Genomic DNA, 13,343 nt, shown 5'->3' on the forward strand with positions numbered 1-13,343 from the left:
GAGGCGAACTTCTCGCCTCTTGTTTCATTGCAGTACATTAGTGCTAATACCAATTAGGTTAATTTAACAGTAATGTATATTAGTTAACCTAATTGGCTAAAATGAAGCCACATTAAATCCAAATGCCCTACCGGGCATTTGTTGTATAAAACGTTATCAAAGATACTCAAAGAGTAGTCCATTATGAATAAAACAATAAAAACAATCGCAGTAATTGGTGGCGGCACAGCAGGATGGTTGAGCGCTGCAATTATAGCTTCGTATCACCAAGGTAAAAATGGTGATGGCTTAAAAGTGATGTTGGTTGAATCGTCAGATATTCCAACAATTGGTGTAGGTGAAGGTACCTGGCCCACGATGAAAAACACACTTCAGCAAATAGGTTTGCGTGAAGTTGATGTATTTAAAGCCTGTAACGCTACCTTTAAGCAAGGTGGTAAATTTGTAAATTGGACGCACGGCAACAATGACTTTTACTACCATCCATTTACTGTACCGCTAGGCTACGGCCGCATAGATTTAGCCCCTTATTTAGATAATGTTGAAGACTTTGCACAGCAAACTAATTTTCAACATGATATTTGCGAAGCAAGCTTAGCCCCAAGAGGTATAGCGCAAGGTGAATATCAAGGTAACTGTAATTACGCTTATCACTTAGATGCCGGCGCTTTTGCAGAAATGCTTAAACAACATTGTAAAAGTAAGCTTGGTGTAGAGCATATTATTGGTACTGTTGATCAGGTAAAACTTGATGACGATGGTGCAATAAATGAGCTTACTCTAAAAGATCAAACCCGCATTATAAGCGCCGATTTATTTATAGACTGTACTGGTTTTTCATCATTGTTATTAGGCCAAGCGCTCAACGTACCGTTTAAAAAAATGGACCACGTGCTATTTAACGACAGCGCACTGGCGATGCAAGTCCCTTACGATGAAAACGATGACTCCTTAGCCAGCCATACCATAGCAACAGCGCAAAACGCTGGATGGATTTGGGATATAGGTTTAACGCATCGCCGTGGTGTAGGGCATGTATATTCAAGCAAATTTTTATCAGACGATGAAGCAGAGCAAAACTTACGAAACTATTTAGGCGATGCAGCAAACGGTTTAACTGCCCGTAAAATTAGCTTTGAGTCGGGCTACCGTGAGAAGTTTTGGCATAAAAACTGTGTTGCAGTGGGTATGTCAGCAGGGTTTGTAGAGCCGCTTGAAGCAACCGCTATTATGCTTGTTGAAATTTCAGCACGCTTTGTAGCAGAGCACATGCCAGCAGATACACAAGTAATGCCTATAGTAGCTAAACGCTTTAACGAGCAGATGGATTACCGCTGGCAGCGTATTATCGACTTTTTAAAGCTGCATTACATGCTAACCAAGCGCCCAGAACCTTACTGGCAAGCACATGTACAGCCCAATACTATTCCACAAACCCTGCAAGAAGATTTACTGCTTTGGGGAAGCCGTGGCCCGCTTATTCAAGATTTTCATGGCGCATTAGAGTTATTCCCAGCCGCCAGCTACCAGTACGTTTTATATGGTATGGGCTTCAAACCAGACTTTACTAAACAGGCTTATTTGTATTCACAAGACGCGCAAGCCAAACAAATAATTGAACGTAACAGCCAGCTTACACAGCAGATGTTGCAAACTTTGCCGCCACACCGCGCTTATATTGAGCAGTGGTTAGCGGCTAACCCAGTTTAAGGATGTGTAACTATGGCTATTAGTGAACTAGTAAACACCAAACACCAAACATTAAAAATTAACCCTAATGCAGGTGTTGAATATGCAAAAACGCAGCATTTAGTTAATTTAAGAGCTAACGAAGTGGCAAAAGCAGCCTGCGACTTACCTATTTTTTTAGCACGTAATACACAAAATGGTAGTTATACCGTATCAGCGTTAACCAGCTTTAGTGCAGGTCAAAGTTTATTGGTTAATAACAACCAATGGCAGGCACTTTACACACCGGTATGTATACAAACTCACCCTCTTTATTTAATGACCCGTGAAGCAAATAGCAGCGACTACTTTATTGCGATTGATGATCAAAGCTCAGCCGTAAATACGCAGCAAGGCGAGGCACTATTTGATGCTAAAGGTAACCCGAGTTTATTTTTAAGTGCACAGCAAAAACTGTTAGAAAGCGACTTAAAAAATGACTATCAAACGTATCAATTTACCCAAGAAGTAGCGCGCTTAGGGCTTATTAAAAACATAGATATTGTATTGCAGTTTGAACAAGGCGAAATCCAAACTATTCAAGGTTTGAGCACCGTTGATGAAGACAAACTGCAAACTTTAGATAGCGATACCGTTGCAAACTTACACAAGCAAGGTTACCTAAGTGTGCTTAACAGTATGCTTATTTCACTGTTTCAGTTAAATGCATTGGTAAAGCTGCACAACCAACGTCCCGAACTTATGCCTTTAAAGCAAATTAAGTTAGAACTAAGTCGAGATGCGCACGCGCTGTAGCGTGCACTTTTTTATTACACAGACATTGCGCGTAACGCGTAGGAGACACACACATGTCAGATAACATTTTACAGCTGGTGGTTTTTGTTTTTGTCACCGCTTTAATTGGTGGCCTTACTTATTGGAAATGCCGAGGTCAAAATCGTAATAACGGACAAAGCCAAACCAAAGAGTATTTTTTAGCGGGCGGTGGCCTTACTTGGATGTTTGTTGCAGGTTCAATAACACTTACTAACTTAAGTACCGACCAACTAGTGGGTATGAATGGTAACCAAATGGCTTTGCTTGTTTGGTGGGAGCTTGCGGCGATTATTGGCTTAATTATTTTAGCCAAAGTGTTTATTCCTGTTTATTATAAATACAACTGTACAACGACCACAGAGCTTTTAGAAAAGCGCTATAACAACAAACATATTCGCGCTGTTATTGGGGGATTATTCTTTTTAGGTAATGCACTTATTTACATGCCAGCGGTAATTTACTCAGGTGCGCTGTTTATGCAAACCATGTTTAAGGTTGATATTCCGCTAATGTATATTGCCACCGCATTTGCCATTGTAGGTGCTATTTATGCGTTTTTTGGTGGTCTACGTGCAGTTGCAGTGTCTGATACTTATAACGGCTTACTGGTACTAGGTATGGCTGTTTTAGTGGTGTTTTTAGCACTAAATGCGATTGATTATGACTTTACGGGTATTCCTGAGGAGCGCTTAACACTCATCGGCGATGCTGATTCACCTATTCCATGGCCAACACTTTTAACCGGTATGATCTTTATTCAAATGTATTACTGGGGTACTAACCAAACAATTACGCAACGAGCCATGGCTGCTCCTAATGTTAAAGAAGCGCAAAAAGGTATATTTGCCGCAGCGGGAATTCGTTTTTTAATCGTCCCTGCCATTGTGGTATTACCGGGTATCATTTCGTTTAAACTTTACGGCGATATTGGCGACGCTGCTTATGGTCGAATTGTAGGTGATGTAATGCCAGCATGGTTAACCGGTGTGTTTGCAGCGGCAATGGCGGCGGCAGTGCTGTCTACTTACAACAGCTTATTAAATTCAGCTACAGCACTATACGTGTGTGACATTCACGAAGCTTACTTTAATAAAGAGCCAAGTGTTGTAAAGCTAAGTGGTTACGTAACATTGCTACTAACAAGCTTAACACTGGTACTTGTACCAATTTACCAGCAAGCCGACAGTATTATTAACTTACTACAGCAATTAAACGGCTTATTAAGTATGCCTATATTCTCAATTTTTGTAGTGGGCTTATTATTTAAAAATGTTGATGCACGTGCAGGTATTGCAGCAGTAATTTTAGGTGTTGTAATGTACGGCATGCTTACGTTTGCAAACTCACCACTACATACTGACATTCATTACATTCATTTAATGCCAATTACACTGATTGTATGTGTAGCTTTTGCATTGATAGTAAATAAAGTGGTATTTGGTTTGAATGCGCAGTGGGCAGGTAAAACACCGGCACTTGATGACGCAGGACAAGTACAAGTACAAAAATAGATTGTAAATAGTTTAAGCTGACAAAATCGGTCATGGGGCAACTCTGGCCGATTTTTTATATGTATTAAAAGCAACATGGCAACTTCAAAGCTAAGGTTAGGTTAATACTTTTTATTACTGTGGTATTTCCAGTGAGTTTATCTGACTATTTGCGATGTAAAGACTATCAAAATCTAATTTATATGATATATACTATTATTATTGAATGTCACTGTCTGATCGATTGTGGCTCAAGCAATGAGATACATTTAGTACATAGTGTAGCTTACTAATTTTCGTTATATTTATAACTCACACAATGAACAAGAGGATAGGAAAATCATGGCCGACACTAAATCATTTTATCGATTAGACAGTGTAAACAGCACCGTTATTTTCGACTGCCAGAGCAAAACACCGGCGTTACTGTACTTTGGTAAACGCCTATCTGAGCAAACAACAGAAACAATGCTAACTCAGCTTGCTACGCGTCAAGAAGTAAAATGTGCCGTGGTTGAAGAAGCGCCTATTTCTCTATCTCCACTACTCGGTGAGGGCTTTACTGGTGCGCCAGGGCTTGAGCTAGTAAACGACTCAATCGCATGGTCAGTAGGGCCAGAGCTTCAAGAAGTGCGTCAGCCTTCAGCCGCAACACTTGAATTTGTAAGCGTAGATAAGCTTCGTAGTATTGAAGTCGTGCACAGCATTACACTTGATAAAAACACTGATGTACTAAGCGCACATACTGTATTAACTAATTTAGGCGACTTACCGCTAAGCGTGAACTTTTGCGCAGCACCAACATTTCAGCTACCAGATAGCGTAAGCAAAATAGTGAGCTTTGAAGGTCGTTGGTCAAATGAATTTCAACGTCAATCGGTTGATTTAGTTTTAGGCAGTTTTGTTCGCGAAAACCGTAAAGGCAAAACATCACACGATGTATTTCCTGGTTTATTAGTGCATAACGAAAATGCAGGCGAGCAACACGGCGAATGTTACGGCTTTCATTTAGGTTGGAGTGGTAACAATAAACTACGCGCAGAGCTTTTAGCTGAAGGTCGTCGTTATGTACAAATGGGTGAGCTATTACTTCCTGGTGAGCTTATGCTTGCTAAAGGTCAAACATATCAAAGCCCGAGCATTTATGGCTCGTTTTCGAGTGAAGGTTTTAGTGCGCTTTCTCGTAATTTTCATCGTTTTGTTAAAGCTAATTTACTTAGCCAAGCACAGCGTGAAAAAACACGTCCTGTGCATTACAACACATGGGAAGGCATATACTTTGATCACGACGTAGACACGCTTAAGCAGCTAGCCGACAAAGTAGCGCCGTTAGGTATTGAGCGTTTTGTACTTGATGATGGTTGGTTTAAAGGCCGCCGTGGCGATAACGCTGGTTTAGGTGATTGGACAGTAGATTACAAAATTTACCCCGATGGTTTATCACCCGTTATAGATCATGTGAATAGCTTAGGTATGGAGTTTGGTATTTGGTTTGAACCAGAAATGGTCAACCCAGATAGTGATTTATACCGCGCGCATCCTGATTGGGTTTTAGGCTCCCAAAACAACGAACAGTTAAGCTTTAGAAATCAGCTAGTACTTGATTTAACGCGCTCTGAGGTTGTTGAGTACCTATACAAAGCCATCGACGATATTTTAGTTGAATACCCAACTATTAAGTACATTAAATGGGATATGAACCGCGATATTAACCATGCGGGTAATTTTGATGGCAAGCCTGCTGTGCATCAGCAAACATTGGCACTTTATCGTTTAATTGACCGTATTAAAGCGGCGCACCCTGGTCTTGAAATAGAAAGCTGTTCGTCAGGTGGTGCACGTGTAGATTACGGCGTACTTGCACACACAGATCGTGTATGGACGTCAGATTCAAACGATGCGCTAGATCGCCTTGAAATACAGCGTGGATGTTCTTTCTTTTTCCCATCGTCGGTTATGGGTGCACACGTAGGCCCACGCGATTGTCATATCACAGGGCGTAATGTAAGTATTGAAATGCGTGCTGCGGTATCAATGTTTGGCCACATGGGAATCGAAATGGACCCACGTGAACTGACCGATCACGAATACAATGCACTTAAAGCCGCAATAGCACTTCATAAAGAGCATCGTGAGTTTATTCATGCTGCCGATTTATACCGCCTAGATAGCGACGATTTATCAATTAACTTTGGTTTAATTGATGCGCAAAAAACAAAAGCGTTATTTGCCTATAACAGCGTTCGCGAAACACCGCGTACAGCGCCTAATAAGCTTCGTTTTGTTGGCCTAGATGCCGATGCGCAGTACACGCTTAATTTAGTGTGGCCGGTAAAATTTGAAGAGTATCGCCCATCTTCTATTGCTGCGGTAAATGGTCAAACATTTACAGGTGAAGCGCTAATGCAGTTTGGTTTACAAATGCCAATTTCATTCCCGCAAACATCGCTTATATTTGAGCTTAATAAAGCTTAAATTTAACTAAGAGCAGTAAAGGGCGAAAATCGCTTTTATGCTGCTCTATTGAGATATCAGAAGTCAGCTCTATATTGTTTAGAGCTGACTTTTTTATATCCTTAGTAAGCTAATTTAGTAAATTAACTTAGTAAACTCAAAAATATAGAAAATAGAGTGGTTACGCTTGCGCGTAATTTTGCTTATTACCCAACCAACGTTGAATTAGCGGGTCAACAACCTCTGGGTGTTGCTTAAGCATTTGCTGTGCAATCGGTCTAACTTGGTTGAGGATGTGCTTATCGCGGGTAAGATCGGCAATTTTAAACTCGGCTAACCCTGTTTGTTTTGTACCGAGTACTTCACCAGGGCCACGAATTTCTAAATCGCGCTCTGCTATCACAAAGCCATCGTTACTATCGCGTAGTACACCTAATCGCTTTTGAGCGGTATGAGACAGTGGTGCGTGGTATAAAAGCACGCAATGCGATGCAGTAGCGCCACGGCCAACTCGCCCACGTAACTGATGCAGCTGTGCTAAGCCTAAGCGCTCAGGGTTTTCTATAATGATTAAGCTCGCATTAGGGACATCTACACCAACTTCAATAACCGTCGTGGCAACTAAAACATGTATATTACCTGCCTTAAACTCGCTCATAATGGCTTGTTTTTCAGCTGATTTCATTCGCCCATGTACTAAGCCTACGTTTAGCTCTGGTAATGCTTCTTTTAACTGCAGTGCGCTGTCCTCCGCTGCTTGGCATTGCAGTACTTCAGATTCATCAATAAGTGTACACACCCAATAAACTTGGCGGCCTTGCTCGTTACACGCTAATTTAACGCGGGCAATAATATCGTCTCTGCGAGTATCAGGAAGTGCCACTGTTGTGATTGGCGTACGCCCAGGTGGCAGCTCGTCAATCACAGAGGTTTCTAAGTCGGCATAGGCGGTCATGGCGAGTGTACGTGGAATGGGTGTTGCGGTCATGACTAGTTGATGAGGGTAACAATCACCAAACTTACCTTTTTCACGCAGTGATAAACGCTGGTGGACACCAAAGCGGTGTTGTTCATCAATAACGATAAGCACTAAGTTATTAAACTTAACTTCATCTTGAAATAAAGCGTGAGTACCTACAATCATTTGCGCTTCACCAGAGGCTATTTTTTCAAGTGTTGCTACGCGCTCTTTGCCTTTTGTTTTACCGCCAAGCCAAGCAACTGTTATACCTAGTTGATTAAACCACGTTGTAAAATTAACACCATGTTGCTCTGATAAAATTTCAGTAGGAGCCATTAAAGCGACTTGAAAGCCCTGCGCAATGGCTGTTAGTGCACTAAGTGCTGCTACTAGGGTTTTACCAGAGCCTACATCGCCTTGTACTAAACGCATCATGGGATACGCGTGTTGCATGTCACCTTTAATCTCAGCAACTACGCGGCTTTGCGCATTTGTGGGTGCAAAAGGAAGTTGCTCTAAAAATTGGCTTTCTAATGTGTTTACCGGATTTAATGCCACGGCTTTCACTTGTTGCCCTTGCTCTCGCACTTTTAATAAGCTGAGGTTTTGAGCAAGTAACTCCTCAAATACAAGGCGCTGTTGAGCAGGGTGAGTACCTTGCTCTAATGCAGCTACATCAACATTATTTGGTGGGCGGTGCAGTAATAATAAGGCGTCACTTAGCGGCATATTTGATGGCTGCCACTGTGAAGGCAGTAGTTCTTCTACTGAGTATTTATTTAGTAAATCAATAGCCTGTTCGCTTAAAGCTCTAATCGATAGTTGCTTTAAGCCTTCGGTTGTTGAATAAACGGGCGTTAATGTTGTCGCTACCGGCTGCTCGTTAGAGGTATCGCTGATGCTGTATTCAGGATGACTCATTTCAAAGCCAACACGGCCACGGCGCACTTCACCAAAACAACGTATTATTTTACCAGCGCTAAATGCGTTTTTTTGTGCAGCGGTAAAATTAAAAAATCGTAGTGTTAGCCTGCCAGTACCATCATTGATTTGGCAAACAAGCATGCGCCTTTTTCCAAACGTGATTTGGCTTGTTTCAATTGTTGCTTCAACACTCACGTGGCTATGTAGTGACAACTCATTAATCGCGTATAAGCGAGTGCGATCTTCATAGCGAAGTGGCAAATGAAAAAGCATATCTTGCACAGTTAAAATACCTAGCTTTAACAAACGCTCAGCCATTTTTGGGCCGACCCCTTTGAGCTCTGTAATTGGGTATTGATTTAAGCTAGGTTTAGACAAATTATATCAATCTTATTATTTGTGAATAAGTTAAGTGTACTTACAGAGCTTTAGTCCATCAAGTATGTTTTAAAGCTTGCCAAAATTGCTCGTCAGCGACTATTTCGCCGTTTTCATCAAGTGCAGGATAAGGTAATTTTTTTTGTTTACACTGCCTTGCGATAATAGGGTGGCAGCCTTCAAAGTAAAGTGGATGTTTAACTTCGGCGCTCAACATATCTCTATTATATAAACCAGCCAGCTCGCGTTGGCGCTGTGCTTCAAACAATATTAGCGCAGCAGCAACTGAAACATTTAGTGATTGCACCATGCCTTGCATTGGAATAATAATATTTTGATCGGCATATTCTAGGGCTTTTTCTGATATCCCTGTTTTTTCTTGTCCAACAATAATAGCCGTTGGCTTGGTGTAATCTACTTCTCTAAAATCAACGGCATCTTCTGATAAGTGAGTTGCTAATATTTGTATTTCTGGATTGCGTTCACGCATTGCAGTAACAGCATCATCAATATTTCTATGTAAGTGCGTCTCTAGCCAGTTTTTACTGCCGCCTGAGGTGTTATTAGTTAGCCATTTTTGCTTTTCAGGCCATACAGCATGTACGTGATGACAACCAACCGCATCAGCACTTCGTACTATTGCAGATAAGTTATGGTGTTTGTGCACGTCTTCTAAGCACACGGTTAAGTCTGTTTGACGGCGCGAAAGTACGTCTTCGATTCTTTGGTAGCGAGTTTGCTGCATGGTTATCCTCTTTTTTCGGCAATTATACGAGATTTTTGCAGTTAAGGCATTACCGTACGGCTAATTGGATTTTGTAGAGAAATAAGAGTTTCTGTTGACTGAATAGCTTCTATTGCCTGTATTTTATTAATCAGCACATCTTGTAAGTGATCAATGGACTTTGTCATTACCTTTATAAATATACTGTAGTTACCTGTTGTGTAATAAGCCTCTACCACTTCCTCCAATGCTTCTAGCTTTATAAGTGTTTGTGGGTAATCACGTGCGTTATTTAAATTAATACCTATAAAGCAACACACATCGTAGCCTAGCTGTTTAGTATTAATCGTTAATTGGGTGCCTGTAATGATCCCTGCTTGCTTCATTTTTTCAATTCTTACGTGAATTGTCCCAGCGCTTACATTAAATCTTTTTGCTAATTCGGCGTACGCAGTACGGGCATTTTCCATTAATGCATGAAGTATCTGTTTATCGAGATTATCGATTAAATAATTTTCCATTATATTTTTCTCATAAAATTATCGAATATATGATTTTTATACCACTTAATTGATGGTTTTAATATGTTAAAGCTATTTTTATTATGGGATATTGAATTAATTCATCAAATCGTTACATTAACCTCATTAAAGGCGCTCATTAGGGCGCTTTTTATCAATTAAGCAAGTAACAATAACTGGGAATGAGGCCAATTATTATGAGTTCACACTATGTGCAGCAACAGCAGCAAATAAGTAAAGTTAAGCAATTTTTTTCACAGCAACTAGAAACCCAACTTGGGCTGGTTGAGGTTCAAGCCCCTATTTTGGCTAAAGTAGGTGACGGCACGCAAGATAACTTAAGCGGCCATGAAAACGCAGTTGCTGTAAATGTAAAAGCGATTACAGATAGCCGCTACGAAGTGGTGCATTCATTGGCTAAGTGGAAACGTAAAACACTCGCAACTTATGGCTTTGGTGTTGGTGAGGGTATTTACACTCAAATGAAAGCTTTGCGCCCAGATGAAGATTCATTAAGTCCTATTCATTCTGTATATGTAGATCAATGGGATTGGGAAAAAGTAATTAACGAAACCACAGAGCGTTCGCTGGCAACACTAAAGCAAACTGTTCAATCTATTTATAAAGGGATAAAAGAGACGGAAGCTTTTGTAAGAGAGTCTTATGGTTTGACGCCTTTTTTACCGGACGACATTAAGTTTGTGCACAGTGAAGAGCTACGTAAAATGTACCCTGACTTTAGCGCTAAACAGCGCGAAAAAGCCATTGCACAAGAATATGGTGCTGTATTTTTAATTGGTATTGGTGGCGCGCTTGGTGATGGCAAAATCCATGATGTAAGAGCCCCAGATTACGATGATTGGTCTACGCCAACGTGCGATCAATATATGGGTTTAAATGGTGATATTTTAGTATGGAACCCAGTACTTGAAGACGCATTTGAAATTTCATCAATGGGTATACGTGTAAGTCCTGAGGTTTTAAAAGCGCAGTTAAGTACAACTGGAGATGAAGACCGCTTAGAGTTTGATTGGCATAAAGCGCTACTACAAAGTAAATTTCCGCAAACAATTGGCGGTGGAATAGGGCAGTCGCGCTTAGCTATGCTCTTGCTACAAAAACAGCATATTGGTCAAGTACAAGTGGGTGTATGGCCGCAGCAAACACATGCTGAGGTAAGCGGTTTACTTTAAACGTGAATTAATTTGAGTGCTCAATAGAGCACTCAGTTATTAGCTTGTTTTGAACTCTATTTCAATTTTGTTATTCAAAAGTTTAACGTTGCACGGAGGGTAGTTGCGGATTGTTTTGAGTACTTTATCAAAAATATGAATCTCTACACCTGAATGCAAAACAGAATTTACCGCTAAATTAGCATCGTTAAGTAAATCGTGTAAGTCGTGATCTAAGTTTGAAAGACGTTTTTCTAATTGCTCTGCCTGCTCACAATAATGCTTTTGAGTAGCACCAATTTTAGTAATTAATAGTTTTTTCTTTTCGGCATCCTTCACTAAATCAGTTTTTTCTAATGCTGCTTGCAACGTGTCTAGCTGTGCATCTGTTTTAGCTAAGTCTTTAAAGCAATTATCAGTATCTGCTGTTATTTCGGCGCCAGAAGCCGCTAGGTTAATAATCATTTTAGCGCCTGATTCATTCCCTATTTCGCCAGCAATGAGGGTTGTTGCATCAAGTATTTCGCCACCAAATATTTTACCCTTAGGTAAGTCGGATTGACCAACTTGCAGTAAGCGTTTAGCTTTCATTACACAGTGGCTTGTTTGGCGATCAATAAAAATATTATTTGCTTCTAGGTAGCAATACTGTGAATGAGAGACGTGAATATCACCTCGTGCAATAAGCTTACAAGACAGGGATTGTTCGTCGGCTTTTTGATGGCCAATAATGCCTTGTTTAACGGTGATGTTTCCGCCTGCGGTAAGCTCTCCTGATTCAACCGTGCCAAATATAGTAATATCGCCTTTGGCTGTTACTTTCATTCCAGGGTCTATATTGCGGGTAACAATAACACTGCCTTGAAAGTCAATGTGGCCGCTTTTTACGTTTACATCTGAAATGGTAAAAATATCGTCGACACGCATACCATTATTAATTTCAACCGGAACACCTGCAATAGTAGAGACTAGTTCAAGCGGATTCAGCTTTGATATTTCGGTGCCTTCGCCTGCCACTAATTGTTTATTTTCTCCGGGTTTTGCGGGCAGTATGTCACCTATTACGGTGAAGCCTTCTTTACCAGGGGTTGCAGGTTGTTGGCGAATAAGCACAGAGCCTGGCTCTACGCTTGCAAGCTTGCCAAAGTCGCGCATGTCCACGCTGCCATCTTCTTTGAGCTTGGGAGTTTTTAAACGGTCTTTTAAAGTCTCTACGGTTGTTATTAGTTTAGTAGCCAAACCATCACTTGGTAGTCTGCCTTTAGCTAATACTCCCTTAACGACAGAACCCGCTGTATGTTCAAACTGTTTTTGCAGTAGCAACTCTAAAAATGCTTGCTTATAGCCACGCACAATTCCTGCTTTAACGAGTTGTTTTTTTGCATCTTCTAAACTTAATAATTTTCCGCCTTGGGCAAGGGTTAGCTCGCCAATGGCCAACATTTTATCGTCGCTAATTGTTACATTTAAAGTGGCATTGTGTTTTGTTGCTACAACCAGAGTGTGTTGTGTGTTTTCGTTTTTAAAAAAATCATTAATAGCGTCATGATCTATTTTGCAGTCGCAAAAAGCTGACTTTTCGAGAGCCTCTAAAATAAATGCAGCGCTGGGAGGAATATGTTCTTTTACATCAAGTAAAACATTTCCATTGTTGGCAAGCTTAAACACGAGTTAATCCTTTTTTACTACTTAAGTTAAGTTTGTTTTTTAAAACACAACTACAGATTGCTAGAAATTTACATTTGAGTCAAGAAGTCACAGAGAACGAAGTGCTGAGAGGGAAAAAAAGGCTATAGAGAGGCTCTATAGCCTGTAATACTTAATTGGTAGAAGGAAGTTCCATTATTCCATCTATTTCAACTTGTGCACCTTTTGGAAGTGCACGAACACCTAATGCAGCTCTCGCTGGGTAAGGTTGCTTAAAGTATTGGCTCATCACTTCATTTACAGTAGCGAAGTTAGATAAATCAGTTAGATAAATATTTATTTTCACTAAATCTTGAATTTGCCCGCCAGCTTCTTCACATACCGCAGTGATATTTTTAAATACCTGATGCGTTTGCTCACTAAAGTCTTCTGAAATCATTTCCATCGTTTCTGGCACTAATGGAATTTGACCAGATAAATAAACAGCGGTGCCTACTTTAACTGCTTGGCTGTAAGTGCCAATGGCAGCAGGTGCTTTGTCGGTAGAGATAAATGCTTTATTCATGT

At 40.6% G+C, this 13,343-nt stretch carries 10 protein-coding genes; 5 read left to right on the plus strand and 5 right to left on the minus strand.

Translation table 11 applies throughout. The features are described from left to right. The first annotated feature begins 183 nt into the window (after positions 1-183). The 4 genes from H5157_RS12560 (at position 184) to H5157_RS12575 (ending at position 6,470) form a co-directional block, all read left to right on the plus strand. Positions 184-1,710, plus strand: coding sequence for a tryptophan halogenase family protein (locus H5157_RS12560; RefSeq protein WP_154903749.1), 1,527 nt, complete (start codon positions 184-186; stop codon positions 1,708-1,710). Between the two features lie 12 nt (positions 1,711-1,722). Continuing rightward, a complete protein-coding gene (locus H5157_RS12565) occupies positions 1,723-2,484 on the plus strand; it encodes a SapC family protein (protein ID WP_182716042.1) in 762 nt (253 codons plus the stop codon). 53 nt (positions 2,485-2,537) lie between these two features. Continuing rightward, positions 2,538-4,016 carry an SLC5 family protein gene (locus H5157_RS12570; protein ID WP_002958818.1) on the plus strand — a complete coding sequence of 493 codons (1,479 nt, stop codon included), beginning with the start codon at positions 2,538-2,540 and terminating at the stop codon, positions 4,014-4,016. Positions 4,017-4,337: 321 nt separating this feature from the next. Then, positions 4,338-6,470, plus strand: coding sequence for an alpha-galactosidase (locus H5157_RS12575; RefSeq protein ID WP_182724797.1), 2,133 nt, complete (start codon positions 4,338-4,340; stop codon positions 6,468-6,470). Between the two features lie 160 nt (positions 6,471-6,630). Here H5157_RS12575 and recG read toward each other — a convergent pair whose 3' ends face one another. From recG to asnC, 3 genes are read right to left on the minus strand one after another with little or no spacing between them, the layout of a single operon-like run. Then, complete coding sequence (recG, locus tag H5157_RS12580; protein WP_182712474.1) at positions 6,631-8,712, minus strand: ATP-dependent DNA helicase RecG; 2,082 nt, start codon at positions 8,710-8,712, stop codon at positions 6,631-6,633. A 58-nt stretch (positions 8,713-8,770) separates the two neighbouring features. Beyond that, positions 8,771-9,457 (minus strand): tRNA (guanosine(18)-2'-O)-methyltransferase TrmH, encoded by a 687-nt coding sequence (trmH, locus tag H5157_RS12585; RefSeq protein ID WP_007580009.1) that lies wholly within the window; start codon positions 9,455-9,457, stop codon positions 8,771-8,773. Between the two features lie 41 nt (positions 9,458-9,498). Beyond that, a complete protein-coding gene (gene asnC / locus H5157_RS12590; RefSeq protein WP_024595831.1) occupies positions 9,499-9,957 on the minus strand; it encodes a transcriptional regulator AsnC in 459 nt (152 codons plus the stop codon). Positions 9,958-10,154: 197 nt separating this feature from the next. Here asnC and asnA point away from each other — a divergent pair, with 197 nt between their 5' ends. After that, complete coding sequence (asnA, locus tag H5157_RS12595; protein ID WP_024595832.1) at positions 10,155-11,150, plus strand: aspartate--ammonia ligase; 996 nt, start codon at positions 10,155-10,157, stop codon at positions 11,148-11,150. A gap of 39 nt (positions 11,151-11,189) precedes the next feature. Here asnA and H5157_RS12600 read toward each other — a convergent pair whose 3' ends face one another. Beyond that, the gene (locus H5157_RS12600) at positions 11,190-12,797 is read right to left on the minus strand and encodes a DUF342 domain-containing protein (RefSeq protein ID WP_182692454.1); all 1,608 of its coding nucleotides are present in this window, start codon (positions 12,795-12,797) and stop codon (positions 11,190-11,192) included. A 151-nt stretch (positions 12,798-12,948) separates the two neighbouring features. Next, a complete protein-coding gene (locus H5157_RS12605) occupies positions 12,949-13,341 on the minus strand; it encodes a RidA family protein (RefSeq protein WP_002958826.1) in 393 nt (130 codons plus the stop codon). Between the last annotated feature and the right edge of the window lie 2 nt (positions 13,342-13,343).

The sequence above is a fragment of the Pseudoalteromonas sp. SG43-3 genome (assembly GCF_014164385.1).
Taxonomy (GTDB): Bacteria; Pseudomonadota; Gammaproteobacteria; order Enterobacterales; family Alteromonadaceae; genus Pseudoalteromonas; species Pseudoalteromonas distincta.